This is a genomic window from Desulfosporosinus hippei DSM 8344 (assembly GCF_900100785.1).
GTDB classification, from domain to species: domain Bacteria; phylum Bacillota; class Desulfitobacteriia; order Desulfitobacteriales; family Desulfitobacteriaceae; genus Desulfosporosinus; species Desulfosporosinus hippei.
Map to the genome: position 1 here is coordinate 12,735 of NZ_FNCP01000001.1, position 26,801 is coordinate 39,535.

Below are 26,801 nucleotides of genomic sequence, written 5' to 3' on the forward strand. Positions count from 1 at the left end.
GCTGTGGAACTTTACTTCATGTGCTTAGTGTGTTTTTCCAATTCATCAAGTAAGTAATCGTTAAGAACGCGAATATAAGTTCCTTTCATCCCTAAAGATTTTGACTCGATGACCCCGGCAGACTCAAATTTTCTCAGAGCGTTAACAATTACGGAACGAGTGATTCCTACACGATCAGCAATTTTGCTGGCGACCAAAAGACCTTCTCCGCCTCCTAATTCGGCAAAGATATGCTCAACAGCTTCTAGTTCAGAATACGACAAGGTTCCTACTGCGATTTGGACAGCAGCTTTTTTACGCGCCTCTTCTTCAGCACGTTCTGCCTTCACTCGTAAAATCTCCATACCGACGACAGTTGCTCCATATTCAGCAAGCACTAAATCATCTTCATTAAACTCCACATCATACTTAGCAAGTACTAGAGTCCCAACTCGCTCTCCTCCACCTAAAATAGGTACAGTGGTGGTCAATTTGTTGGTGAAACCGCAGGATTCGGTGCTATTAAAAATACAGCCATTAGCAACTTGAGTAGTATTTGTCGTTGTTCCGGTAACCTTCATCAAACCTTCATTGTAGCTTTCCGGAAATCGCTCGCTATGAACAACAATGTCTTCCATAATTCCACAAGCAAAACCATCCATAAAGCTGTAACCTAGAATCTTTCCACGTCGTCCCACAATGTAACAGTTCGCTGTAACAGCCTGCCTTAATACTTTGGCCATCTCTTCAAAATCTACAGGATTACCGGCTGCCCTCTGAATTAATTTATTTATAGTTCTTGTTTTTTCTAATAATGTTGTTTCCATGTTTAATATCCCCCTTTAAACTTTAAGTCTTAGTTCAATCATTATTACAAAATATACCGCGCTAGATCTTGGTTTTTAATGACATCGCCTAAGCGATGTTCCACATACTCCTTGTTGATAGTTACCGTATAATCTTCAGGGAGTTCAGAAGCCTCAAAAGATAATTCTTCCAGAACTTTTTCGACAATCGTATGGAGTCGTCGAGCCCCAATATTTTCTGTGGTTGAATTAACTTTGTAGGCAACTTCTGCTAATTCATCAATAGCATTCTCTGTAAAATCAACGTTTATCCCTTCAGTTCTCAATAAAGCACTGTATTGCTTAATAAGTGATGATTGAGGCTCTGTAAGAATTCGTTTGAAATCTGCTACACTTAAGGATTCAAGTTCAACCCGGATCGGAAATCTCCCTTGCAGCTCAGGAATTAAATCTGAAGGCTTACTTACATGAAAGGCCCCTGCAGCAATAAACAAGATGTGGTCTGTCTTAACCGGACCATATTTTGAGACAACTGTCGATCCTTCAACGATTGGGAGAATGTCACGTTGAACTCCACCTCTAGAAACATCTGCTCCACTTGTACCTTCACGTCCGGCAATTTTATCGATCTCATCTAAGAACACAATTCCTTCTTGTTCAGTTCTACGAATTGCTTCCTGCACAGCTTCATCTTGATCAATTAAATTTTGGGCTTCTTCCTGAATCAAAATCTTTCGCGCTTCGCGAACGTTAACTTTTCTTTTCTTATGACGCTTGGGGAGCATCCCGGACATCATATCCTGGATATTGAGCCCCATCTCCATCATGTTATTGTTACCTAACATATCCGATAGAGGCGTACTTTCCTCAACCGTAATATCAATAACTTTCTCTTCAAGCTCTCCACGCAGTAAATGTTCTTTAACAAGCTTCCGTTCTTTTTCAATTTCAGGAGTCACTTGAGGTTCCTTTTCCTGGTTCGATGCCTGACCAAATAACATTTGAAAGGGGTTGCTCGATGTACTCTCGGAGCGTTTTTCCGGAACAAGTAATTCGAGCAAGCGTTTTTCGGCATTGACCGCTGCCTGAGCCAGTACTTGTTCCATTCGCTCGGCCTTGACCATGCGTAAGGATATTTCAACTAAATCTCTGATGATTGATTCAACATCCCGGCCCACATAGCCAACTTCGGTAAATTTTGTTGCCTCAATTTTTATAAAGGGGGCTCTGACGAGCTTAGCTAACCGTCTGGCTATCTCTGTTTTACCAACGCCTGTTGGGCCAATCATCAAAATGTTTTTGGGTATAACTTCTTCTTGCAAATCTTCCGGCAAACAAGAGCGTCGGTAACGATTCCGCAAAGCAACTGCAACAGCTCGTTTTGCTGCATTCTGTCCGATTATATACTGATCCAATTCTAAGACAATTTGACGCGGAGTCAAGTGTTCCATAGTCACACCCCCTATAACTCTTCGACGATTATTTGATCATTGGTATAAACACATATTGACGCAGCTACTAGCATTGCTTCTTTTACAATAACGGATGTTGGTAGATCCGAATGTTTAGCTAAGGCACGCGCCGCTGCCAGCGCATAGTTTCCACCTGACCCAATAGCTGCGATTCCATCATCTGGTTCAATCACTTCACCTGAACCGGATACAATTAAAAGATTTTGTGAATCGGCAACAAGTAATAAGGCTTCAAGATTCCTCAGCATTTTATCCATTCGCCATTCCTTCGCTAACTCTACAGCTGATCGCTGAAGGTTTCCATGATACTCTTCGAGTTTTTGTTCAAACTTATCAAAAAGAGTAAACGCATCCGCAACGGATCCGGCAAACCCTGCAATGACTTTCCCATGAAATAAGCGACGAACTTTGCGGGCCGTATGTTTCATAATGGTCGCTTGCCCCATAGTTACTTGACCGTCACCCGCTATAGCTACTTGTTCCCCTTTCTTCACAGCGACAATAGTTGTTGCATGAAACATAATCAACCCCCCCTTAAATCAAGTTTACTAGGGCAATTTCAGCATGTCAAGTTGAATTGTAGGTAATTTACATTTTTTTGAGAAAACTTATCATTTCTCGTTGTTTATAGAGAGTTTTGCTCGAGGATGAGCTTGACTAAAAACCTCTTTAAGCCGTTCCCGAGTTAGATGAGTATATATTTGAGTGGAAGAAAGCTTCTTATGCCCTAATAGCTCCTGTACACTTCTTAAATCCGCTCCTCCATCCAACAAGTGAGTAGCAAAAGAATGACGCAACATATGAGGGTGAACATGTTGTTCAAGGCTAATTTTAGCAACCAGTTTATCTAAGATCCTACGAACCGATCTCTCCGAGAGCCGAGTTCCTTTATAATTCAGCAACAGTGCTTTATTATTATTTGCTCGCATCTCCAGATAGGTTTTTATAGCTTGAATAGCGTAGTTTGTAACCGGTACCACCCGCTCCTTATTCCCCTTGCCAAGCACTCGTATCAGGCCGCTGTCTAAATCCAAACTGTCTAGATCAAGGCTAATCAACTCACTCACCCTAAGCCCCGAACCGTAAAGGAGCTCAAGAATCACTTTATCTCGACAGCCTAAAAGATCCGACTCATCCGGAGCCCCAAGCAGCCCTCCAATCTGATCTGTATATAGGAAATGCGGGAGTTTTCGTCCGAGCTTCGGACTTGCCACCCGCCGTACCGGATTATCTTCTAGGATGCCCTTGTAGCACAAAAATTTAAAGAATGAACGCAGAGCTGCCAGTTTTCGAGCCATGCTCTTTCTTGCTAAACCATGTTCTGACAGGATACCAAGAAAACTACGAACAGTATAGATATCGATCTGATCCACGGTGAGTGCTTCAGGTTCTTGTCCCAGGTCAGATGCCGCAAAATTGAAGAACTGGTTTAAATCGGTTTGATAAGCAACAATAGTATGCTCTGAACGATTTTGAGAGTTTTGGTAGCCTATAAACAAACTTAACGCTTGATCGATAAGCATCTCTACCTCCCTATATCCACTTTAACGCAAAATTCCTCTATGGCAGCCAAGGCCCTTTCGGCAATCTTGGTATTCTTTTCCCGCTTATCTCTTATCCTCTGAGGCAAAGGCGGGAGTAAGCCGAAATTTATGTTCATCGGTTGAAAACTTTGACTCGGGGATCCTTCTAAATGTCGAGCTAATCCCCCTATAGCCGTTTCAGGCGGGAAAACTAAGGTCTCCAACCCATTTAGCCTCCTCCACACATTAAGTCCTGCCAGTAGCCCACTGGCTGCAGATTCGACATATCCTTCGACTCCTGTCATTTGACCGGCAAAGAAGAGCTCTGGGTTAAGACGTAAGGTAAAGTCAGCCTTTAGAACTTTCGGAGCATTCAAGAATGTATTACGGTGCATTACTCCATAACGTACAAACTCGGCCTTTTCTAAGCCTGGAATTAAAGCAAATACTCGCTTTTGTTCTCCCCATTTTAGATGAGTTTGAAACCCTACCAAATTAAATAAAGTTCCCGCCTGATTTTCTTTACGAAGTTGCACTACAGCATATGATCTTTTTCCGGTTCTCTTATCGACTAAACCCACTGGCTTTAAGGGGCCAAATGTAAGTGTCTGTGGTCCACGCTTGGCCATCACTTCAATAGGCAGACAACCTTCAAAAACTTTGCCTTGTTCAAAACCCTTAACTTCCGACATCTCTGCCTCAACTAAGGCCTGATAAAAGGACTCATACTCCTCCTTACTCATTGGACAATTCAAGTAATCTGCTTCTCCTTTATCATACCGGGAAGCCCAAAAAGCTTTCTCTAGATCAATAGATTCCAAGGTAACTATTGGAGCAGCCGCATCATAGAACGATAATGCATCCTCACCGGTTGTCCTTAATATATCCTCTGCTAAATCATCTGAGGTTAATGGACCGCTAGCAACTATTGTAATTCCTGTTAACGGTAGTTTATGCACTTCTCTACGATGAATACTCACATTGGGATGTTGTTCTAATCTTTTTGTAACTTCACTTGAAAACAGTTCCCGATCGACAGCTAAGGCGCCGCCAGCGGGAACCGCATTATGATCTGCCGCACTCATGATCAAGGATCCTAAACGGCGCATTTCTTCTTTCAATAAACCAACGGCATTCTCAATAGCAGCTCCTCTTAGTGAATTGCTGCAAACAAGCTCAGCAAATCCATCTGTTTGATGAGCAGGTGGCATTTTAGTCGGACGCATTTCAAACAACTCGACCTGAACACCGCGCTCGGCAAGCTGCCAAGCAGCCTCTGAACCTGCTAGACCTGCTCCAATAACAGTTATTGACTTTTGCATTTAATTTATTCGCTCCTAAAGTTTAATTAGATTCACTTTCCTCAATTACTTTTGTGTGTCGACATTCCGGATTTGTACAAACGTGCTTCTTTTGTCGTTTTGTTGATTTGATAACCATCAGTTGCTGACACTCTGGACAAGGGTCAGGAGCCGGCATTTCCCAAGAAACAAAGTCACATTCCGGATAACCGAGGCACCCGTAAAACTTACGTCCCTTCTTGGAACGGCGAACCACGAGAGGTTTGGAACAAGAGGGACAATTGGCTCCGACCTCTTCAAACAGAGGTTTAGTATTTCGGCAGTCAGGAAAGCCTGGGCAAGCTAAGAATTTACCATAACGCCCCATTTTTATGACCATATTGCGGCCACAGCTTTCACAGATTTCTTCTGAGACCTGATCCTCTATCTTTACCTTGCCAATTTTCTCATCAGCTTCGGCCAAGGTTATCGAAAAGGGAACATAATAATCTTGAACTACAGCCTTCCAAGGGGCTTTGCCTTCTTCAATAAGATCAAGTCGCTCTTCTAAGTTCGCTGTAAACTCCAGATTTAGGATATCTGGAAAATGCTCTTTGAGTAAAGTTATGACGATATCACCTAGTTCTGTAAGCAACAGCTGTTTTTCCTCTTTAAGAACATAACCCCTTGTTTGAATGGTCTCAATGGTTGGGGCATAGGTACTTGGTCTTCCGATCCCCTCTTCCTCCATCTTTCGAACAAGAGATGCCTCCGTGTATCGTGGAGGTGGTTCGGTAAAATGCTGTTTCTCTTGGAGTTTAATGACCTGCAACTTTTCTCCTGGCGTAACTGAAAGGGTCAAAGCGCTTTGTTCGTCCTCAGTCGATTCAGCATCATCATTGCCTTCTTCATAGATCGCTAAAAAACCCGGGAATCGAACACTGGAGGCATTTGCTCTAAATAAATAATTATCCACTTGGGATTCCACAGTCAAGGTATCAATAATGGCCACACTCATCTGACTGGCGATAAAGCGCTCCCAGATTAAACGATACAATCTCAATTGATCACGGGACAAAATACCCTTTAAGAAATCAGGAGTTCGCAAAGGGAGGGTCGGTCTGATTGCCTCATGGGCTTCTTGAGACCTCCCTTTATTAGCAAACTGACGTGGTTCCGGCGGATAATACTCAGTACCGTAGTTAGCCAGAACCCATTCCTTAGCCTCCTCCTGAGCAACTTCTGCAATCTTAACTGAGTCTGTACGCATGTATGTAATTAAACCGACGGTACCTTCTTTGCCGAGATCAAGCCCCTCATACAACTGTTGAGCCAACATCATGGTGCGCTTTGGTGAAAACCCTAATTTCCGATGAGCTTCCTGCTGCAAACTACTTGTAGTAAAGGGTGGCGCAGGAAGTCTCTTTTTCTCTTTAGTACGCACATCAGAAACTTCAAACACTTTTCCAGCTAAATCTGCTAACACAGTATCCATTTCTGTTCTGCTGGAAATAGTTATTTTCTTGCCGGATTTCTTCATAAGTTTAGCGAAGAATTTTCCTCCGGCAGATTGAAGGTTCGCATTTAAACTCCAATACTCTTCCGATACAAATGCTTGTATTTCTTCTTCTCGGTCATCAATTAAACGGACTGCGACAGATTGAACCCGTCCGGCACTCAGTCCTTTCTTAATCTTCCGCCAGAGTAATGGACTTAGTTGATATCCCACCAAACGGTCTAATACCCTTCTCGCTTGTTGAGCATCCACTCGATCCTGGTCAATTTGACGGGAATGTTTGATCGCAGATTGAATAGCTTGTTTAGTAATTTCGTGGAATTCAATCCGATTTTTATCCTCTTTGTTAAGTCCCAACAAATGGGATAAATGCCAGGCTATTGCTTCTCCTTCTCGATCCGGGTCAGAGGCTAAAAAAACCTTGTCCGCTCCTTTAGCAGCGGCACGTAATTCCTTAATCAGATCTCCTCGTCCGCGGATGGCAATGTATTTTGGTTCAAAATCATTTTCTAAATCCACACCTAATTGACTTTTTGGCAAGTCTCGTAAATGTCCCATTGAAGCTTTAACTGTATACCTGCTTCCTAGAAATTTGCTGATGGACTTTGCCTTAGCGGGAGACTCCACTATTACAAGCGTTTTTGACATTATTTCACCTCTATAACATAAAGAAAACTCTTTGGAGTTTCGAATCCCGATACACCGAGAATCGAACTTGAATGTTTTCTTTCAGAAAACAGTAATAACCTAATTGCTTTCTTATATACACTTATATCCAGAATAGTTTATTCTCAGTACTTAAGAATAAAAATCATAAAACTAAGCCCTATCTTAACGCCTTTTTCGTAGTATGTCTAGCGTTCTCGAGCTAATACATAATGTTGTCCCGGTAATTGAGTCACTTTTCCCCCTAATTGAAGTTCTAATAAAGCCAAAGAGATTGCCGATACCGTGAGGCTAGAATTCATTGTAAGTTGGTCAATATGTATTGGCACATCACTTAATTGACTTAAGAGAGACTCATGGTCTAATTCCTCTTTTGCAAGACCAGAGCCCTCTTTTCTTGTGCCTGAAGGCTCTCTAAGCAACGAACTATATCCTACATGGTTTGACCATGCAGGCAGTTCGTTGCAAATGTCATCAATACCTTCAACAATTTTTGCTCCTTGGCGAAGCAAATGATGAGACCCCCGACTTACCTCGCTAAAAATCGGTCCCGGAACCGCAAATACTTCTCGCCCTTGTTCTAGGGCAAAATCAACTGTTATTAAGGCACCGCTTCTTTCCGCTGCCTCTACAACCACAACTCCTCGGGAAGAACCGCTAATTAAGCGATTACGGGCGGGGAAATGTACAGCATTAGGTGGTGAGCCCGGTACAAATTCACTGATTAATGCACCATTTTTCAGTATTTCTTCAGCAAGCCCTTTATTTTCTTGAGGATATATTTTGTCAAGGCCACAACCGAGGAAGGCCCAGGTTACTCCATCTGCTTGCAGGCTCCCTTGGTGGGCAGCGGTATCAATCCCTCGTGCCAGGCCGCTGATAACAATGATTCCTTTGGTAGCAGCATCCCGAGCAAGCATCTTGGCAACTGCTTTTCCATAAGGAGTCGCCTTTCGAGAGCCTACAATGGCCAGTCCATCCCCATCCCCTTTTAATTGCCCACGATAATACAATAAAGGAGGCGCATCCGATAACTCAGCTAACAAAGGAGGGTATTCTTTCTCATCTGGCGTTATTATCTTAATTCCCTGTCTTATCAGCGCATCCCCTACCTTTTGAGGATCAATTGATTGTCTGGCTTTTAGTAATTCCTTAATCCACTTTTCCTGATTAGATATATGAAGATATTCCTGCGTGGAAGCTTCCCAAGCTTTGACTGCACTGCCAAAGCAGGCAATAAGCTGACGTAAGTGCTGGCTTCCCAGACCCTTAACTGTTCGAAATGACGCCCTAACTATTTTTTCTCGTTCCATCCCCATACCCGCGCCTCCTCCCTTAGCCTCCTCTTCGGGACAATAGGCTACTTCTCCTGCGCAGAATATTGTTGCATTTTCAGCTTTTATGCAAAATAGCGTAAGATCTAGGGGAAATCATTGGTTTTAGCCATAATTAAACTTTATCCTCAATTTTTTTCAACGTTTTTGCAAGTGATCTACCGTTAGGGGTTGAAACGAACCCTATTAATTAAACCATTCCCTATGCTTCCTTTGCTCGCCGGGAAGTTCTTTTTCGAGGCGTCAATGTGGATTTTGGTTTGTTTATAATTTTATCTTGTGAATTGTCTGCATCTCTTTCCTCAAGGCCATCACCATCGTTAACTGGATTAATTAAATTTATTGTTTCATTGGGTTTTATTGGCTGTGATTGGCTTTTTTCGTTTTCGGTTAAAGCAATGCTAGCTTTGAGAGCTTCCATTAAATCGACAACTTTTCCACCTTTGCTAGGGGTTTCTACTTGATAAGTTTCTCCAGTGACCTTGCTTTCTATTAAGCTAACCATTTGCTCATGTAATTCGTCATGATATTTGTCGGGGTCAAAGGGGCGAGCCAGATTCTCTATCAATTGCCTAGCCATAGTTAGTTCTGCTTCAGTTGGAACCACACGATCCCAAACTACATCCATGTGACGAATTTCTTGCGGGTAATACATGGTTTCCATCACCAGGCCGTTTTCAAATACACGCAAACAAGCTAGATGTTGTTTAGAGCGCATTGTTACTCTCGCTAAGGCGACTTTTCCACTCTCCTCCATGGATTGACACAGCAACCGATAAGCTTTCAAAGCAGTTTCTTCGGGGGAAAGATAATATGATTTTTGATAATATATAGGATCAATCTCCGGAAGATTAATAAAATCAAGAATATCAATGGATCTGCTCATAGGTTGTTCTAAAGAAGTAAGCTCCTCCTCGTCTAACACAACATATCGATCTTTTTCATATTCAAATCCCTTAACTAAATCGTCTGACCCAACCTCTAAATCACAAACGGGACATTTTTTGATTTGACGAATGCGGTTTTTACACTCTTTATGCAGATAATTAAACTTAAAATCTCGTGCTTCCGTGGCAGCATGCATTTTCACTGGGACATTAACTAAGCCAAAACTAATGGAGCCTTTCCATAATGTATGCATTTGACATTCCTCCCTGTTTTATTGTGATCTGCAAAGGAGTTAATAATGCATGTGTTTGATTGACCTGGCAGGTGATTAACTGGTAATATTAAGATTAATTTAAAGTTCTAGGAGGACTATGCATATGTTTACTTCTCTAGCAACATTTATTCTCAGCTGGGAAAAGGAATCGGAATCTACCCAAAAACTATTAGACAGTTTAACTGACAAATCCCTTGGACAATCTATAACAGTTAATGATCGCACTTTAGGTCGCATTGCTTGGCATATTGTGACAACAATTCCTGAGATGCTCGCAAAGACCGGTCTGGAATTTGAGGGTATTCAAGAAGATGCCCCCGTGCCAAAGGATGCAAAAACAATTGCTCAAACGTACACTGACGTTAATAAGACAATGCTTGCTGAAATAAAAAGACATTGGAATGATCAAACTCTTTCAGAAAAACGAGATATGTATGGAGAATCCTGGACGATCGGTACCACATTAAGTGTCCTTATTAATCACCAAATCCATCATCGTGGGCAGATGACTGTCCTTATGCGTCAGGCAGGAATTAAAGTTCCCGGGATTATGGGGCCGTCCCGTGAAGAGTGGTCTCAATTCGGTATGGAGCCTCCTTCGGTATAAATAGCCGAAAAATCTTTGCTCTTATTATTAAGGCCCAAGCAAATTGAAGTTTGCCTGGGCCTTAAAATACAAGCTCTTTATACACTAAATTATCCTTTATAACCTTGCCTTGATCCGCTTAAAGCCAAAAACAACCGTACTGGCCAAGACTGCAAAATCCTCAGTTGGCAAAACAGTTGGTGCAGACGCATCAAAAAGGATGTTTCCTGAGGCAGGAAATTCCTCATCTGCTCTCCAAAGGATCAACGCTATCGGAACGCGGGGAAATACCTTATATGTAATTCCTACGTCTCCCAATCCATTGGCTTGTCCTCCTAAGTGCTTCGCTACTGCAAGGAGGCTCTCCGGGGCAGACCCAAAAATTCTTACCAGTGGGTCTATAGCCCTTCCGGTAAATGGTTTAATATAAATAGCTCCTCCGGGTAATTCCTTGTAAGAAATAAATGAACCTACTTCGAAGGGTTCGCTAAGATTAGAAACGTAGTGCAGAATTAATATTTGAGTTGCTATCGGAAGTTCTCCGTCTGAAACCTGTATTGGCTTAAAAGTACCCCTCGGATAGTCTAATTCAAAATGCTGGCCTAAAAAATCTATCAGTAAAGAGTTGTCTTTTATTGGATAGCCTGAACAGCGGGACATTTCTTCCAGAGAACAAGACTGAAACTTATCTAGGGCTACCTCATGAGCTGCAGAGTAATTCATTCAATCTCCTCCTACTCGTTCTTCTTCAAACCAAGATATCTTTTTCTTTTCTTTTGATTGTAGTGACTAATCAGCGAAAGCTGAACATCTCTCTATAGATACTAAGGCGTCCTGTCAAATACATTTTTCTGATTTCTATTGTGCCGTGTATACCTTTTGTAATAAGAGTGCATCATCCTCCAAATTGGGGCTTTCGCAGATCGCCAACCCATCCACACCAAAGCTATGACAGGCTTTAATAAGTTCCTCATACCGGCAATCAGATTCCCTTAGGGGAAGGTGGCGTTTTTCACCCTTTAATCCATATTCAATCCCGGAAATGTGAAAATGAACATTCTTCACCCACCGATCCCCTAGACTCTCGGCGGTTACATCCAAGATCTCACAAAATTCGTCATAGGAATTGTACCGGCCATTTGTCCGGGCATGAAGATGTCCAAAGTCAATACAAGGTAAAACTCCAGGTACTTCTTGAGCGATCAAAATAGTTTCTTGCAGATCCCCAAATTGTGTCCCTTTTCCAGTAGTTTCTGGACGAAGGATGACCTCATTACCCTCTGCATCAAGGATTTCTCGCACGAGAGATAGTTCACGAACTACTCGCACTAAGACTATCTCAGATGAATTATCGTGATTGAAAGCTGGATGGAATACTACACTACGCACACCTAAAATTTTTGCGATTCTTGCAGTTTGTAAAATACGATCCCGACTTGCCGAAATTTTCTGAGGTTCGCGAGAGTTCAGATTAATATAGTAAGGAGCATGACAACTTAAAGCAATATTGTTTTCTTTGGCAATCATACCAACTTTTCTTGCTTTCTCTTCCCCCATTCGTACTCCCTGGACAAACTCTAATTCTAAGGCGTCGAGATTTAACTCTCGTATGCGACGCACCCCTCCTTCACTGGAACGATCTTTAGAAGAGAGCGGGACACCTGCTGTTCCAAATAATAATGGCAAAAAGGTTCACTCCATTGCTGTTTTTTCTAAACATTATATCCTTTTTCTTCTAAAAAGCCAATGAACCTTAAGAAGAGTACCTAGTGTTCAAACCCAATATTTTTAAATTTTAAGCCCTAATTATTGCTCAATTTCCAATAATAGTTGATAGGTTACCTACATAGTGTTTTGAAATATTGTTATACTAATAGTACTTTCATCATAAATGTTGAAAGAAACTGACCCCACTTTGAAAGGAGGATTCCCTTATGTCAAGACATCGTAGCAGTATTATGTCTAATGCCTTAAAAGAACAGATTTCTCAAGAGTTAGGTTTTGCGGGAACCCTTCACCAAGAAGGATTTGGCGGTGTTTCTTCAAGGGATTGTGGCAATATGGTGAAGATGGCTATTGAAATGGCAGAACGTAATCTGCCCGGAAAAAATATGACGTAATATTTTAGAGCCGAGCAATTAATATGCTCGGCTCTAACTCTGAATCTGGACTAATGAAAATCTACTTCTATGTTACGTGCTGCCGGGTGAGCATCTTTTAAAAAACTCAGTTTTAATACTCCGTTTTTATAACTGGCATGAGCACCATCAGTTTTAACCATAGCGGGAAGTGTTAACAACCTTGAAAATTTCCCAAAATGCCTTTCCGAATGTCGAGAAATACTTTCTTTATCGCCATCAAAAGTCGATTTTCTAACCTCTCCTTGAATTGTTAATCGATTTTCATCTAACGTAATATTAAGATCCTCCGGTTTTTCGATTCCAGGAATTTCTGCAACTACAATTACTTTATGTTGGGTTTCTTCAACATCTATACGATACAAACCTTCTGTAAATAGTTCCTTTCCTTGCTTCAAAAATCGATCCATCTCATTCCAAAAAGGATCCGACAAACGGAATGGTTCGTTGGGAATCAACGATGACATATTACTCACCTCTTGTTTTTAGCTTAGGATACACTTTTTTAACCCTGTTTATTCTTGCCAGGTATAGAGAGATTTATGATAAACGAACTAATTGTTAATTATTAAAAGGGCGAAGCAATCGACTTAAAAAAGCAGTTTGCAACACCCCCTTCTATTAGCTTTAACCGATGACTTTCCCGGAAATATTAGCTGGTCCAATAATTGTTATTGTCCCTTGAGAAGTTTGAAGGTTACGAGCAAATAATTGATAGACATGATGCCCTGCAGCAACATCTGTTAGGACAGCTTGAAATGTGCTTAAATTCTCCAGAGGTGTATCGGATCCATCTTCTATTGATTCCTGATTGATTGAGGCAACGACTAAGCCATCTTGAAGAATGGTAAGAGCAATAATCGGTTGATCTGGTTCCAGGGGGGTGACATTAGTGACAGTCCAACCAATCGTTGTCAGCAGTTCGATAAAATTTGTTGATTGAGGAACAAATAGTCCAAACTGTAAAATTAGTTGCTCAAAATCATTGAGTACGATAGCAGAAGTATAAGCTTCATTGGTTAGAATACTTCTGTTGTAATTTAAGAGGGCCATTTCTATAATCCTCCCTAAATATATTTATAGAGAAATTTTTTGTTGCCTTTTCCTCTACCTAATGTCAATATATGTAATCCAGATAAGGTTGGACACTATTGTCTAATATTTTCAGGAATTCCTGCTTATTTTAGTATCTCGCCATATAAGCAAATAACAACAAAACATAAAGATATCTATCCAAGAAATAAGTTTCTAAGAATAGATACCTTTTGATCATCGTTTAACGCCTAATTTCATGGCAAATATTTGGGCTAGTTCAGGATCAAACTGTGTCCCCGAATTTTTAAGTATCTCTTGTAAGGCTGCTTCCTCACTCAAAGCTATTCGGTAGGGGCGTTCACTTACCATTGCATCATAGCTGTCGGCCAGAGCAATGATTCTTGATACTTTAGGAATTTCTTCACCTTTTAACCCTTTCGGATAACCCTTGCCATCCCATCGTTCATGATGAGCCAAAATACCTTCGGCTAATTCTAACATTTCATAGGATGTACTCAATATTCTATAACCGATATCAGGATGCCTCTTAATTTGTTCCCACTCATTCTTGGTAAGCTTTTCGGGTTTATTGAGGATATGTTCTTCAATGGCGATTTTCCCTATATCATGCAATAAGCCTATAACTTTTAGACCACTTACTTCGATTTCAGGTAAGCCTATTGCTTTTCCAATATCTTGACATATTTGACTTACTCTTTTTGAGTGTTGTTCCTCCCGAGGGTTCTTTTCATGTAAGGTATTAATGATGGTATTAATCGTATTTCCTCTTATGCCTTCATTTTCAACAATTTTATTTTTGTACATCGAATCTTCAGCACTCTTAAGAACTTTAATTATACTCTCATCCGATTTTGTTTTTGTATCCCATCCAAATGAAATACTGACACGTATTGAGTTTACTTGTACATTGGCATATTTTTCTCTAATTCTGGTTACAACTCTTTCCGCGCCTTCCATCGTTGTTTTTGGCAAAAGGATAACAAATTCGTCTCCGCCCCAGCGGGCGACAATATCATCTGCTCTGCATGCCTTCTGAATAGCCTTAGCTGCTTTTACTAGAAGTTCATCCCCTTTATCATGTCCAAATGCATCATTTAAAATCTTAAGTCCATTCACATCCCCTACAATTATTGAAATTGGAATGTTACGCTCTGTATCCAAACGTTTAATTTCTTCTTCATAGAATCTTCTATTATAAAGACCAGTCAAAGAATCATGATAGCTCAAATAGCGGTTTTCATCTTCCTTTTTCTTGCGATCTGTGATATCTCTCACGATACTAAGAAGAACTCTTTTCTCTCCTAAGTAGGTACCTTGCGAACTTACTTCAACATTAATCGGAGTTCCATCTTTTAAGTAATGAATTGCGTCAAAAATAATTCCCTCGCTATCCGCCAAAGACATTTGATCAACAATATTTGAGGTATCAACACGCCTTAAATCAAATATTGTTAAGTTCAGGAGTTCAGAATATGTATAGCCATAGATCCTAACCGCGGCATCATTAGCTTCGAGAATATTTCCTTCCTTATCGATAAACAGCATTGCATCATTAGCCTTTTCGGCTAAAACCTGGTACTTTTTAACCCTTTCATTTAACTGCTTCCACTCTGTAGTATCAATACCTAATCCTGCAAAATATTGTTTGCCATTTATAATTACAGTACTTGCTGTAAAGTACATAGGAATTTTTGTACCATCCTTTGTTTGTAAGTTGGCTTCAGCGGTTCCAAAGCCATTCTTAGAAACCATTCTGATTCCTTTTAAAACAGCACTCTTGCTCTTCTCGTCTCCTTCGTACCAATCTAATAAACTCTTATGAGCTAACTCTGCAGAAGTATACCCCGTCATCTCCTCATGCTTCTTATTCCATCGAATTAGCCTTTGATTATCATCGTAAAGAAAAATCATTCCTTGAGCACTGTCAAATAAGGCATCGGTGAAAACTCTTTCTTGATTCAACTCATTTTCAGCTCTTATCTTCTCAATTATCTCCTCTTCAAGCATTGCATTGATATCCTGCAGTTGGTTTGTTCGCTCAATCACCTTGTTTTCAAGGTCTTCATTTAATAGCCTAATTTCCAGTTCAGCCCTTTGCCGTTTAGCGATTTCTTCTTCAAGCATTGCATTAATCTCTTCAAGTTCGGCATTTGTTTCTTCCAATACAGCATTTGTTTCTTCCAGCATAGCATTGCTGTCTTGCAACTCTATATTAAGCTCTTCGAGCCGTGTAGTTCTTCTTTTTACTTTTAGTTCAAGTTCCCTATTCAACTCTTTCATTTCTAATTCCGTATTAATTTTCCTGGCGATTTCATTCTCTAAGGAAATTCCTTTGATAGCGTATTTGGATAGCATTTGAGCATTTAAGTAAAGATAATTACAAATCTTTACAAACTGGGATTTGCTCATACGCTTTACTTGCCGATATTCTTTTGCATAAATAGCCCGCTTAATTCCTATCAAATCCGCATAATTATTTAGGTTTATATCACACTCGTCATCAACGATTTGACCGATTAGCCAGTTAGCAATGTGTTTACCACCAACAATGATACTTGCTCCTCCATCAAGCAGTCCTCCGCTTAAACAATGCTTGATATTCGGCCCTTCTTCATTAGGACTTCCAATGATCGAATCCGAGATAAGGCAATTTCTAAGACCTATTTCAGTATTTCTTATTTCGTTACATAAACCACAAAAGCCGCTTGGTTCGGTAATTGGTGTTCCATCAGGCTCCGTTATGAGTGAAGCTACACCCATCGCTTCCGAAAAAAGATCCTGCAGTCTCTGAATTTCAGATAGATCAAAGAACTCAGTGAATTTGTATTCCATGGTTTTCATCTATTTCACCAACCTTGCAAATAAAATGTCGACTAGCGTTTGACCAATCGCCTTCCGCCTGGGCTCAGGATCTTTGGTCATTCCTCTCAGAAATCATTAAAAAATTAACCATTTTCTTTAAAATTATACTTTCTAATAAACACTTTTATTTTGTAATATTATTATTTAATTAGTTCAACAAATCTGTCTTTTTTCCTCTTATCTTAGACAACATATTTCTACAATAATTCTTTTGTATACTTTAAAATTTCGACAATTGTACACTAATATTGTAAATTAAAATAACAAACGATTGTTACTATGCACGAACATAAAGAGGACGCTGCGAAAACTCACACAACGTCCTCTTTGATCTTTCTAATTTATCCATAACAATTTCTAATGACTATTACATTCGTTTATCCAAAGAACGCAATTGTATTGACTCTGCTAAATGCTCTGGAAGAATCTCTCTCATGCCAGCTAGGTCAGCAATCGTACGTGCAACTTTTAAAATCCGGTCATGTGCGCGACCACTAAGATGTTGAGCATCAAAAATCCTCTGCAAAAGTGACTCACCCATCAAAGTTAGTTGAGTATGATCTTTAGTCTCTTTGGCTGTCATTTCTGCATTGGTTTTTACCGATCCGAGGCGACTCCATTGAAGCTGGCGGGCTGCCATTACTCGCTCCCTGACCACTTGAGAAGATACTTTGTTATTGCTATTTCTCAACTCCGAAAAACTAAGTCTGGGAACTTCGATATGGATGTCAAATCGATCTAAAAGCGGTCCTGAAATTCTACCTCTATAGTTTTGTATTTGAAAAGGCGTACACTGGCAGACTTTCCCCTGATCGCCATAATAGCCACACGGACAGGGATTCATGCTGGCTATAACACTTACATGAGCTGGATAGGTAATACTTCCTGATTGCCGAGTAATCGTTAATTCCCGATCCTCCAAAGGTTGCCGGAGGCACTCTAAAACTTCACGTGAGAATTCCGGCAGTTCATCTAAAAACAATACGCCATGATTTGCCAAGCTGAGCTCACCCGGGCGTAACTTACGTCCTCCTCCAATCATACCAGCTTTAGTAACTGTATGATGAGGATTCCTAAATGGTCGTTTTCGCACTAGAGAACCATTAGTATTTAACAACCCACAAACACTGTAAAGCTGTGTAACCTCAATACTCTCTTGCTCATTTAATTGGGGAAGTATCCCTGCGTAAGCTTTTGCCAATAGAGTCTTGCCTGATCCCGGTGGTCCAATGAGAATTGTATTATGACCACCCGCCGCAGCTATCTCCAAAGCACGTTTAACATGTTGTTGTCCATGAATATCAGACCAGTCTATTTGTTTGTCGGTATATCCTTCAGTTTGATTCAGCTGACCAACTGGTTTATCCTCAAAGTTGATCTTGTTTTCAAGAGCCATAACTATTTTCGATAGTGTAGAAGAGCAATGTGTTTCGATAGCACTTACCAGGCGTGCTTCAGCTAAATTATCGGGGGGAATTATTAGTGCTAACCCTTCTGAATTCCTCTCCTCATCAGATTCTAATTGGGAATGCTCTTGATTGAGAGTAATGGCCATAGTCAAAACACCGGGTACAGGACGGAGAGTTCCTTCTAAGGATAATTCACCGGAAAAAACATAATGATTTACTGAAGGACATAAGCACTGTTGGGTTGCAGCTAGAATACCAATCGCTATCGGGAGATCGAGTCCCGAGCCTTCTTTTCGTAAATCGGCAGGAGCCAAATTGACGGTTACCCGCTGAAATGGAAATTGATAGCCTGAGTTACGGATAGCAGACCGAACTCGATCTCTAGCCTCTCTAACAGCTGTATTTGGTAGACCAACAATGTCAAAACATGGAAGACCATTCGCTACGTCAACTTCAACACGTATTAAATGCGCTTGTAAACCAAGGACTGTCATCCCATAAACCGCAGCAAACATACTGTTCTCCTCCTTGTATAAATAAATTCGTGATTATTCTGTTTTTTCCTTCAATATTCAGTTATAGTAACAAGCAATAACTTTCTAGCAATATAATTCCAAATACTATATAGAAAAGGCTCTCTCATAATGAGAGTCCTCAGACATTCATTATAAGACAGCCTTAGTGTTTATGAATAATATTTGTTGTACAATGATAGACCCTAATTTGAAGGCAAAAACAAACCTCATTCAAAGCATGTCCCAGAATCGTCAACCTTGACGATTCTGGGACATGCTTAATTTCCTTTAAATGGCAACCCCTCGGATCTGTCTTTTTCGTGAATGTCCTAGAACATCATTATGAGACTGCCTCTTTTAACCGAAACATTTAATCATAACCGGGGAAGAGAAATCCAAAAGGCAGTCCCTCTTCCCATGTCACTTTCCACTCGGACGTTGCCTCCATGGGCTTCAACGATTTGACGAACGATAGCCAGACCTAACCCCATACCTCCGTCCTTTCGAGTCCTAGCTTTATTGACTCTAAAGAAACGATCGAAAATGTAGGGCAAAGCTTCTTTGGGAATTCCTTCTCCTTCATCTTGGACTACCAAACGCATTTCATTTTGCTCTTCCAACATAAAAACTCTAACCGTTTTTCCGCTGGGGGTATGACTCAATGCATTATCTAAAAGATTGATAAAAACTTGTAAGATACGATCCTGATCTGCATACAGTTCTCCAAATCCTTTTGAAACTTCTAGTTTCACACCCAATTCTTGTGCTCTGCCTTGAAAACGATGATCCAGTTCTAACATAAAGTTTTCCATGTTTATTGCCGTCGGCTGCATAACCTGTCCCCGTTCGAGCCAGTTAATTTCTTGTAACTCCTGGACTAAACGAGCCAATCGTTTAGCTTCTTCAAGAACGAGGTCAATATATTCTTCACTTTGATCTTTTGGTATCACTTCGTCTTGGATCGCTTCCAAATAACCTTGAATTAAATGCAGCGGTGTCCTTAGTTCATGTGTAACGCTAGCTAAAAACTCCCGCCGGTTTTTTTCTGCCCTTAGGGAAGCTGTAACATCTCTAAGCACTGCAACATGCCCTCGAATTCCTTCATTTTCGGACATCGGAGCCATAACAATTTGCAGCACTTGAATTCCTATAGTAACTACTTCAAAATTTTCAGACTGATTTTCACGCACTGCCATAGCTTGAAGAATGGTTACGATCTGAGTTTTGCGTTCCTGAACTACTATCTCATTTTCTTGCCATAAAGCCTTAGCGGAATCATTCGCATATAATATTGAGCCATCTATACTCAACATTACGACAGCATCACTGATGCTTTCCACGATTCCCTGAAGTAAGTTTTTCTCTTGAGAAAGCCAAGCCATATGATTTTTCAGGCTCTCTCCCATCCAATTCAAGGCCTCAGCTAACTCCCCTATTTCATCTTTACTCGTCACACCTTGAATAGGCAAGAAATCTCCTTTAGCCATTCTAGACGCTCCTCGCTGCATTAAACCGAGGGGACGTGTAACATGCTGAGCAAAAATCAAACTAACCACTGTAGCCAGGAAAACCGCTATTAAAGATGCATAGAGAATTAAGCGTCTAAAAGTTGCAATGCTCTCTTGAATGGGGATTGGAGAACTCCCTAAGAGTACAACTCCTTTGACGGGGTTTAGGCCTACAGGGGTGGCAGCCAGCAACATAGCCTGGGCACCACCATTAATAGGCAAGGCCTTGATCGAGATTGTTTGACCTGACAGCACCTGAGCTAGGTAGTCCTCGGTAAAAAAATCCGACGGGCGCAAATCCCTAGACAACCCATTCAGAGATCCACCCAACAAACTCCTAGGATACCATTCTATTGTGTTCTGTGAACCTTTCTGGGAAATTGATCCTGCCAATACGATAATATTTCCTTGAGGGTCAAGGAGAACCAATTGAGTCCCGGATGTTAGCTTAAGAGATTCTAACAAATTAAGCCGGCCACTCCAGTTTGGGACGGAAGCCAGCTGTGCTGATATTTCTACAGCTTCCGAGCGCAAGGAATTTAACTTCTGCTGAAGATAAAAATCTCCAAATAACCAAGTGAGGGTAAACCCTAATCCACCTAAGACAGCTAAAATTAATAGCGTCATAGCAAACCATAGTTTTATGGAAATCGACCATGAATGATGCCTTCTCATAATCATCATTTAGTGAACCTGATCAGGATCAAATTTATATCCCACACCCCATACAGTCACTATCATCCCTTTAACACTCGGATGGTTAAGTTTCTCTCTAAGTTTTTTAACATGTGTATCAACAGTTCGGGCATCCCCATAAAAATCATATCCCCAGACTGTCTCCATAAGCTGCTCTCGTGAAAAAACCCGTCCTCTGTTCTTGGCCAAGAAATATAGCAAGTCAAATTCTAAGGGGGTCAAATTAACAACCTCCTCACCAATGCATACACGATGCCTCTCTTTATCGATGCAAAGTAAACCTGCCGTTATCTCCGAAGACACAGGCTGGAGTTGTCCTCTAGATCGTCGTAAGAGAGCTTTGACTCTGGCCACTAATTCCTTAGTACTAAATGGCTTTACAAGATAATCATCCGCCCCAAGTTCAAGACCAAGAACTCTGTCAAATTCTTCTCCTCTCGCTGTCAACATAATAATAGGAAGTCCAGAGCTTTCACGAACCTCACGACAAACACGCCATCCGTCTATATCAGGCATCATAAGGTCTACGATCAAAAGTGAATAATGACCTGCCCGAAATTTTTCCAGCGCAATCCGGCCGTCCTCCGCTTCGTCGACGGCAAAACCTTCGCGCTCAAGATATAACCTAACTAAGCTTCTGATTTTTTCTTCATCATCTACGATTAAAATCGGATCCAATTTGCTACTCCCCTTTGGTTTAACCGATTGTAGTTCATTACCCTACTTGAATCAAGTTTAACATGTATCCGTGAATTTTGTGTGATAAAACTATGTATTATATCGATTTAATCCAATTTATCTCTGGCTTGTCTCCAATCCAACGAATAGCAATCACATCGAATCTTATAGATGGCCAGTTAGGGTAGCCTTGCTGAAGCAGATAGTAAGATGCTACAGTTTGTATGCGTTGAACTTTTCCTGGAGTAATACTCTCTTCACCCCACCCTCGAAACGACGATCGGCGGGTTCGAACTTCTATAAATACTAGTACTTCTCCATCACGGGCAATTATATCCATCTCCCCTTTTGGACATCGATAATTTCGAGCAAGTATACTTAAGCCAGATTCGATCACGAAACGAGATGCAAACTCTTCGCCGGATTTTCCTAGAGATTGTTTACTTTCCACCAAGAAAAGCTCCTTTCCCAACTCCAATCGCTCATTTGATCCAGCACTTGGTAGTTTCTCTTGAAAATATCAGATAGGTCATTTTACTAATTGGCACATTTGATATTTCCCTTAAAGCCGTCAAGTTAGCCGTAACGTTTAAAACCTAACCCCTTGCAAAAGAGATTCTCAGTAAAAACTGAGAATCTCTTCAATGATTAGCATAAATCTTTTGAAATTAGAATAGGCTTTGAGCTGCAGCAATTGCCATTTTTGCAAGAGGAGTAGGGTAAAGACCGATGGCAATTGTTATCAGCATAGTGAAGACCATCGTAAACTTCATCGCTCCATGCACTGGAACCTCGGGCAAGCCGTCCCCTTCCGCAAGGAACATAACTTTGACAACCGAGAGATAATAGTATACAGAGATCATGCTCATAACGAAGCCGATATAAGCAATGGCTACATTCCCTTGATCCATGGCAGCTGAGAAGAGGTAGAATTTCCCTACGAAGCCGGCAAGAGGTGGAATTCCCGCTAAGGATAGCAGGGAGGCTGTCATGACAACGGTTGCCAAGGGAGAACGATGCCAGAAACCAGACAAATCCTTGATCTCACTGCTGCCTTGTTTCTCAGCCACAAGAGTTGCTACTGCAAAGGCACCCATATTGGCGAAGACATAAATCATCGCATAAAAGATAACACCTTTGATTCCTGAGATTCCGCCGGCAATAATACCAACCATCAGATAACCAGCCTGGGCAATACTGGAAAAGGCTAATAAGCGTTTGATGTTGGTTTGAGGAATAGCAATTAAGTTACCAACAATCATTGTAATTGCAGCCAGAACGAATAACAGTGTTTGTCCAGTAGCCGAAAAAGTTTGACTGTTCATCGTTAGAAGGTAAACACGAATCAGTACTGCAAAGGCCGCTGCTTTTGAAGCAATAGCCAAGAAAGCTGTAACTGGTGTCGGGGCACCTTCGTAAATATCCGGTGACCACAGGTGGAAAGGCACAAGAGAGATCTTAAAGCCCAAACCTGCCAATATGAAAACCGTAGCCAAGAGAGAAGCAGGCGTTAGGTTTCCACTAAGCTTACTGGCAATCTCCAACAGTTCAGTTGATCCCGTTAAGCCGTAAATGAGACTGATCCCGTAGAGCAGTATTGCTGATGAAGTGGCGCCGAGAATGAGGTACTTGACACCAGCTTCAGAGGAGCGTGCATCCTCTGCCAAATAAGCTACAAGGATATAGAAGGAAATCGTCATTAGCTCTAAACCTACATACATGGTTATCAGTTCGCCTGCTCCGGCCATGAGCATCATGCCTAAAGTCGCCATTAAAAGCAAGGAATAGAACTCTCCCCGATGTTTGGGCAATTTCTGCACATACCCCCCTGAAGAGAGTACCACAAGCAGTGCCGCAGCTAAGAAAAGGATTTTGAAGTAGACCGCGAACTGATCGTGCATATAAAGCCCGCCTAAGAACGCTGCTTCCGGTCCATAGAAGAAGTCATACAGGGTATAGCCAAGTACCCCCATTAAGGAGAAAACAGTGAGAGGCATCATGCCTTTACGGGCACCGGCAGGAATCAGCAGTCCAATGGCCAACAAACTCAAGGATAGCACGGCCAGCGCAATTTCAGGCGTAAGCACTGTAGTAATATTGAACATTAGAACAACCCTCCAATCTTCGCCTGACTCACCGTCTCAAGTACCTTGGCAAGGCCTGAAGAGGTAACTCCGCTATCGATCATACCCAGCAGAACATTCGGGAATATTCCTGCAAAGAAGATCACGAACCCGAATATCACTAGTGGTACTAGTTCCGGGCCTCGAATGTCTGTTAAATGATCCCATTCCGCACGGCGCGGCCCAAAGAGTACGTTAGCAATCGTCCGTAAGATGTATACGGCGGTGAAGATAATCCCGGCAATGCCCAGGATTGCGTGTACGGGTAGAACGTTAATAACTCCCATGAATATTGTAAACTCTGTGATGAAATTTACAGTTCCCGGTAATCCCAGGGAGGCCATACCGGCAATCATGAACCCAATTGCTAAGCGTGGCATCTGATGAGCCAGTCCACCCAGATCGGCAATATTACGAGTATGGGTCTTCTCGTAAATAAACCCTATCATGGAAAAGAACAGTGCTGCCATAACACCATGGGCAAACATCATGCCCACTGCTCCTGTTGCTGCTGTGGGGTTCAAGGCTGCAACAGCGATGATAACATATCCCATATGACTCACGGATGAATATCCGACAACATACTTGAGATCCTTTTGGGCTAAAGCGATGAAGGCCGCATACAGCACGCTGATTACCGCTAAGGTTGCAATATAAGGTGCCCAAAAGCTTGCTCCAACAGGAAGGACATAAATCCCTAAACGGATTAAACCATAGCCTCCGATTTTCTTCAGAACCCCTGCGTGAATCATACTAACAGCAGTAGGTGCTCCGGCATAACCGTCAGGTGACCAGGAGTGGAAAGGAAACATGGAGATTAGTGAGCCAAAACCAACAATCATTAAAGCAAAGGCAACCTTTTGAAAGGCCGGACTGTAGAGATCTTGCCTAGCTGACAGTTGGTCAAACATAAAGGTTGGATTACCGTTAGCCCCAGCTGCCAAGTAAAGAGCCACCATTCCCACAAGCAGGAAGGCAGATCCAATTAACAAGTAAATGGTTAACTTCATGGCAGCGTATTCCTTAGTAACCCGCTTCGTACTTCCCCAAATGATAACCATGATATAAATTGGAATAACCACAATTTCATAGAAAAGGAAGAAGATAAACAGGTCGCGGGCAATGAAAGTTCCCATTACTCCGGCAATAAGAATGAGCAACAGCACGAAAAATTCTTTAACACGCTTATCGATATTCCAAGAAGCGTAGATGGAAGCGAAACCAATGAGGTTGGTTAAAAGAAGCATAGGCAAGCTTAAACCGTCAACCCCTAAGGCCAAGTTCACACCCAGATCCGGAACCCAGGGAATGGTTAGAGTGTACTGCATTCCACCCGGCTCCCATTGATAGTTTAAGAAGGCGTAAAGAGAGAGCACTAAAGATACTAACATTCCCATGGCCGCTATAATTTTGATCGTTTTTGTTTCTTCCTTGGGCAGGAAAACAATCAACAGCATTGCAGCTAATGGTGCGAGCAGAGTGAAGGGCAGAAGCATCGACATTGAACTCACTGTTGGTAGAGCAGTCATTATTTCACACCTCCTAGCGTCGCTAAGGGGTTAAGCGCCGACAGTTGACCTTCCCCAAAGGCGAAGACCATGAATATGATCACTACTGCAAAGAAGAACACCATAGCGTAGGTTTGTAGTTGTCCTGTATTTGTTCGACGAAGGACTCTACCACTGCCGCGAGTAATTAGAGCAAGTCCATTGACAACTCCATCAACGATATAGATATCAAACCAGTACAAGATCTTAGCCAGACCATCCATGATGTGATGAATCAACCAAAGATATAACTCATCGACATAATATTTGTTTTTGAGCAGCTTATAGATTCCAGAGTATTGAGCAGCCACCTTCTCAGCCGAAATGGCTTTTTTGATATAGGTTGCGTAGGCCAAACCAATACCTAGAAGTCCAGCAACAACAGAAATTCCAGCTAAGCCCCAAGCAATCGGTTCATGATGGAATGTTCCATAGTGGATATAGGAAGCAAAGTTATGCTCCGGTAAAGCCACAAATCCACCGAAAACACTGAAGAAAGCAAGAATCATCAAAGGAATTGTCATACTCCAAGGCGATTCGTGAGGATGGTTTTCCTTCTTCTCCGGCCCCATAAACACCACAAAGAACAGTCTGCTCATATAAAAGGCGGTTAAGAAAGCAGTGAACAGACCTACTCCATAGATAATCGGATGACCATTATGCAGGGCATGAGCTAAAATTTCATCCTTGGACCAGAATCCTGCAAAAGGTGGGACTCCAGAAATAGCTAAAACCCCTATAAAAAAGGTCGTTCCAGTGATAGGCATCTTTTTCCAAAGTCCGCCCATTTCCCAAATATCCTGCTTATGGTGCATAGCGTAAATAACGGAACCGGCACCTAAGAACATTAAGGCCTTAAAGAAGGCATGGGTCATCAGGTGAAACATAGATGCTGTCAGCGAACCGACTCCCAAGGCAAACATCATATAGCCAAGTTGACTTAAGGTTGAATAGGCCAATATACGTTTAATATCATCTTGAGCAATTGCAATTGATGCGGCAAAAATTGCTGTGAAAGCTCCCAAGCCTGCTATAAACTGCAAGGCCATGGGGTCTGCATGATCAAAGAGGAAAAACATTCGCGCTACTAAATAGACTCCAGCAACAACCATGGTTGCAGCATGAATCAAAGCACTTACCGGTGTCGGGCCTTCCATGGCATCAGGAAGCCAGACATGAAGGGGAAACTGTCCGGACTTCCCAACCGGACCCATAAAGACGAGAAAAGCCATGACAGTTACATACCCGGCTGTTCCAATGACTGCAACATCTTGGATATTTGTGTTCATCGCTACCGAAAGTGCAACAAAATCAAGGGTGCCAAACTTTACATAGAGGAAAAGCATCCCCAAAAGCAAACCGAAATCTCCAACCCGGGTTGTAATGAAGGCTTTTTTTGCGGCTTCCCGTGCGGAAACTTTAAAGAACCAAAAACCTATCAGCAAGTAGGAACAGAGTCCCACTAGTTCCCAGAAAATAAAGAGCTGCAAGAGATTGGTGGCCAGCACCATTCCCAGCATAGAGGATGCAAACAAGGATTGGTATGCATAGTAACGTGAAAAGCCTTCATCTCCATGCATATACCCTAGTGAATAGATCTGAACCATAGATGCTACCAAGGTTACAACAAACAACATCATGGCGCTTAGAGGATCGACGATAGTTCCAAAATCGATCTGTAAACCCACAATATTTAGCCAATTCACATTTACGATCGCAGGATGTTCCACAATTTTCTCACCCGACTGAATCACACCTAGGCCAATAGCAACGGCCAGGCTCAATGAGGAGAGAATAGCGAGAATCGATATTGTGGAAGATAGTCTTTTGGATCGTTTCGTGACAAAGGCGATGATTAGGAACGACAAGAAGGGCAAAAAAGGAATTAACCACGCCCACTGAAAGAGATCATGCATTTCCTTGAACACCTACCTTCTCCATAGTC

The 26,801-nt window shown here is 41.7% G+C and carries 22 protein-coding genes; 2 read left to right on the top strand and 20 right to left on the bottom strand.

Annotated elements, in window-relative coordinates; all coding sequences use genetic code 11:
* Positions 1-11: 11 nt before the first annotated feature.
* The 8 genes from codY to ku all read right to left on the bottom strand — a co-directional run bounded on the left by codY (position 12) and on the right by ku (position 9,717).
* Positions 12-806, bottom strand: coding sequence for a GTP-sensing pleiotropic transcriptional regulator CodY (gene codY / locus BLS16_RS00070; RefSeq protein WP_092328395.1), 795 nt, complete (start codon positions 804-806; stop codon positions 12-14).
* A 44-nt stretch (positions 807-850) separates the two neighbouring features.
* The gene (gene hslU / locus BLS16_RS00075; protein WP_092328398.1) at positions 851-2,236 is read right to left on the bottom strand and encodes an ATP-dependent protease ATPase subunit HslU; all 1,386 of its coding nucleotides are present in this window, start codon (positions 2,234-2,236) and stop codon (positions 851-853) included.
* A gap of 11 nt (positions 2,237-2,247) precedes the next feature.
* Positions 2,248-2,778 (bottom strand): ATP-dependent protease subunit HslV, encoded by a 531-nt coding sequence (gene hslV / locus BLS16_RS00080; protein ID WP_014904441.1) that lies wholly within the window; start codon positions 2,776-2,778, stop codon positions 2,248-2,250.
* 90 nt (positions 2,779-2,868) lie between these two features.
* Positions 2,869-3,780, bottom strand: a complete 912-nt coding sequence (gene xerC, locus BLS16_RS00085) for a tyrosine recombinase XerC (protein ID WP_092328401.1) — start codon at positions 3,778-3,780, stop codon at positions 2,869-2,871.
* Between the two features lie 2 nt (positions 3,781-3,782).
* Positions 3,783-5,102: a methylenetetrahydrofolate--tRNA-(uracil(54)-C(5))-methyltransferase (FADH(2)-oxidizing) TrmFO gene (trmFO, locus tag BLS16_RS00090; protein ID WP_092328403.1), complete on the bottom strand. Its 1,320-nt coding sequence runs from the start codon at positions 5,100-5,102 to the stop codon at positions 3,783-3,785.
* Positions 5,103-5,124: 22 nt separating this feature from the next.
* Complete coding sequence (gene topA / locus BLS16_RS00095) at positions 5,125-7,224, bottom strand: type I DNA topoisomerase (RefSeq protein WP_092328406.1); 2,100 nt, start codon at positions 7,222-7,224, stop codon at positions 5,125-5,127.
* Positions 7,225-7,430: 206 nt separating this feature from the next.
* On the bottom strand, positions 7,431-8,561 hold the full coding sequence (dprA, locus tag BLS16_RS00100; protein WP_092328408.1) for a DNA-processing protein DprA: 1,131 nt from the start codon (positions 8,559-8,561) through the stop codon (positions 7,431-7,433).
* A gap of 217 nt (positions 8,562-8,778) precedes the next feature.
* Positions 8,779-9,717 carry a non-homologous end joining protein Ku gene (ku, locus tag BLS16_RS00105; protein WP_092328411.1) on the bottom strand — a complete coding sequence of 313 codons (939 nt, stop codon included), beginning with the start codon at positions 9,715-9,717 and terminating at the stop codon, positions 8,779-8,781.
* Positions 9,718-9,841: 124 nt separating this feature from the next.
* On the opposite strand from ku, the gene BLS16_RS00110 reads away from it, so the two are divergent.
* Positions 9,842-10,345: a DinB family protein gene (locus tag BLS16_RS00110; RefSeq protein ID WP_092328413.1), complete on the top strand. Its 504-nt coding sequence runs from the start codon at positions 9,842-9,844 to the stop codon at positions 10,343-10,345.
* A 96-nt stretch (positions 10,346-10,441) separates the two neighbouring features.
* Here the strand turns inward: BLS16_RS00110 and BLS16_RS00115 are convergent, their stop codons facing one another.
* The gene (locus BLS16_RS00115; RefSeq protein ID WP_092328416.1) at positions 10,442-11,047 is read right to left on the bottom strand and encodes a DUF3786 domain-containing protein; all 606 of its coding nucleotides are present in this window, start codon (positions 11,045-11,047) and stop codon (positions 10,442-10,444) included.
* A gap of 135 nt (positions 11,048-11,182) precedes the next feature.
* Entirely contained in the window at positions 11,183-12,010 is an 828-nt protein-coding gene (locus BLS16_RS00120; RefSeq protein WP_092328419.1) for a TIM barrel protein, read from the bottom strand.
* 248 nt (positions 12,011-12,258) lie between these two features.
* Between BLS16_RS00120 and BLS16_RS00125 the strand changes: the two genes are divergently transcribed.
* Positions 12,259-12,444, top strand: coding sequence for an alpha/beta-type small acid-soluble spore protein (locus tag BLS16_RS00125; RefSeq protein WP_092328421.1), 186 nt, complete (start codon positions 12,259-12,261; stop codon positions 12,442-12,444).
* Between the two features lie 50 nt (positions 12,445-12,494).
* Here the strand turns inward: BLS16_RS00125 and BLS16_RS00130 are convergent, their stop codons facing one another.
* The 10 genes from BLS16_RS00130 to nuoL form a co-directional block, all read right to left on the bottom strand.
* Complete coding sequence (locus BLS16_RS00130; RefSeq protein ID WP_092328424.1) at positions 12,495-12,929, bottom strand: Hsp20/alpha crystallin family protein; 435 nt, start codon at positions 12,927-12,929, stop codon at positions 12,495-12,497.
* A gap of 160 nt (positions 12,930-13,089) precedes the next feature.
* Entirely contained in the window at positions 13,090-13,515 is a 426-nt protein-coding gene (locus tag BLS16_RS00135) for a hypothetical protein (RefSeq protein ID WP_092328426.1), read from the bottom strand.
* Between the two features lie 216 nt (positions 13,516-13,731).
* The gene (locus BLS16_RS00140) at positions 13,732-16,359 is read right to left on the bottom strand and encodes a PocR ligand-binding domain-containing protein (protein WP_092328429.1); all 2,628 of its coding nucleotides are present in this window, start codon (positions 16,357-16,359) and stop codon (positions 13,732-13,734) included.
* Between the two features lie 388 nt (positions 16,360-16,747).
* On the bottom strand, positions 16,748-18,304 hold the full coding sequence (locus tag BLS16_RS00145) for a YifB family Mg chelatase-like AAA ATPase (RefSeq protein ID WP_092328431.1): 1,557 nt from the start codon (positions 18,302-18,304) through the stop codon (positions 16,748-16,750).
* A 374-nt stretch (positions 18,305-18,678) separates the two neighbouring features.
* Positions 18,679-20,496, bottom strand: a complete 1,818-nt coding sequence (locus BLS16_RS00150; RefSeq protein ID WP_092328434.1) for a HAMP domain-containing sensor histidine kinase — start codon at positions 20,494-20,496, stop codon at positions 18,679-18,681.
* Positions 20,497-21,186: a response regulator transcription factor gene (locus BLS16_RS00155; RefSeq protein ID WP_092328436.1), complete on the bottom strand. Its 690-nt coding sequence runs from the start codon at positions 21,184-21,186 to the stop codon at positions 20,497-20,499.
* 97 nt (positions 21,187-21,283) lie between these two features.
* Positions 21,284-21,637, bottom strand: coding sequence for a YraN family protein (locus BLS16_RS00160; RefSeq protein ID WP_176786018.1), 354 nt, complete (start codon positions 21,635-21,637; stop codon positions 21,284-21,286).
* A gap of 217 nt (positions 21,638-21,854) precedes the next feature.
* Positions 21,855-23,291, bottom strand: a complete 1,437-nt coding sequence (locus tag BLS16_RS00165) for an NADH-quinone oxidoreductase subunit N (RefSeq protein WP_092328442.1) — start codon at positions 23,289-23,291, stop codon at positions 21,855-21,857.
* Positions 23,291-24,838 carry a complex I subunit 4 family protein gene (locus BLS16_RS00170; RefSeq protein WP_092328444.1) on the bottom strand — a complete coding sequence of 516 codons (1,548 nt, stop codon included), beginning with the start codon at positions 24,836-24,838 and terminating at the stop codon, positions 23,291-23,293. Before BLS16_RS00170 ends, BLS16_RS00165 begins: the two co-directional genes overlap by 1 nt.
* Positions 24,838-26,784: an NADH-quinone oxidoreductase subunit L gene (gene nuoL, locus BLS16_RS00175; RefSeq protein WP_092328447.1), complete on the bottom strand. Its 1,947-nt coding sequence runs from the start codon at positions 26,782-26,784 to the stop codon at positions 24,838-24,840. The genes BLS16_RS00170 and nuoL overlap by 1 nt, the downstream gene beginning before the upstream one ends.
* Positions 26,785-26,801: the final 17 nt, after the last annotated feature.

Bases quoted from the DNA above. Each gene is read 5' to 3' on its own strand.
- trmFO (WP_092328403.1), bottom strand. From the start codon at position 5,102: ATGCAAAAGTCAATAACTGTTATTGGAGCAGGTCTAGCAGGTTCAGAG.
- BLS16_RS00130 (WP_092328424.1), bottom strand. From the start codon at position 12,929: ATGTCATCGTTGATTCCCAACGAACCATTCCGTTTGTCGGATCCTTTT.
- BLS16_RS00140 (WP_092328429.1), bottom strand. From the start codon at position 16,359: ATGAAAACCATGGAATACAAATTCACTGAGTTCTTTGATCTATCTGAA.
- BLS16_RS00110 (WP_092328413.1), top strand. From the start codon at position 9,842: ATGTTTACTTCTCTAGCAACATTTATTCTCAGCTGGGAAAAGGAATCG.
- BLS16_RS00150 (WP_092328434.1), bottom strand. From the start codon at position 20,496: ATGATGATTATGAGAAGGCATCATTCATGGTCGATTTCCATAAAACTA.
- BLS16_RS00165 (WP_092328442.1), bottom strand. From the start codon at position 23,291: ATGTTCAATATTACTACAGTGCTTACGCCTGAAATTGCGCTGGCCGTG.
- BLS16_RS00170 (WP_092328444.1), bottom strand. From the start codon at position 24,838: ATGACTGCTCTACCAACAGTGAGTTCAATGTCGATGCTTCTGCCCTTC.
- dprA (WP_092328408.1), bottom strand. From the start codon at position 8,561: ATGGGGATGGAACGAGAAAAAATAGTTAGGGCGTCATTTCGAACAGTT.
- BLS16_RS00135 (WP_092328426.1), bottom strand. From the start codon at position 13,515: ATGGCCCTCTTAAATTACAACAGAAGTATTCTAACCAATGAAGCTTAT.
- hslU (WP_092328398.1), bottom strand. From the start codon at position 2,236: ATGGAACACTTGACTCCGCGTCAAATTGTCTTAGAATTGGATCAGTAT.
- codY (WP_092328395.1), bottom strand. From the start codon at position 806: ATGGAAACAACATTATTAGAAAAAACAAGAACTATAAATAAATTAATT.
- ku (WP_092328411.1), bottom strand. From the start codon at position 9,717: ATGCATACATTATGGAAAGGCTCCATTAGTTTTGGCTTAGTTAATGTC.
- BLS16_RS00125 (WP_092328421.1), top strand. From the start codon at position 12,259: ATGTCAAGACATCGTAGCAGTATTATGTCTAATGCCTTAAAAGAACAG.
- hslV (WP_014904441.1), bottom strand. From the start codon at position 2,778: ATGTTTCATGCAACAACTATTGTCGCTGTGAAGAAAGGGGAACAAGTA.
- BLS16_RS00115 (WP_092328416.1), bottom strand. From the start codon at position 11,047: ATGAATTACTCTGCAGCTCATGAGGTAGCCCTAGATAAGTTTCAGTCT.
- topA (WP_092328406.1), bottom strand. From the start codon at position 7,224: ATGTCAAAAACGCTTGTAATAGTGGAGTCTCCCGCTAAGGCAAAGTCC.
- BLS16_RS00145 (WP_092328431.1), bottom strand. From the start codon at position 18,304: ATGTTTGCTGCGGTTTATGGGATGACAGTCCTTGGTTTACAAGCGCAT.
- xerC (WP_092328401.1), bottom strand. From the start codon at position 3,780: ATGCTTATCGATCAAGCGTTAAGTTTGTTTATAGGCTACCAAAACTCT.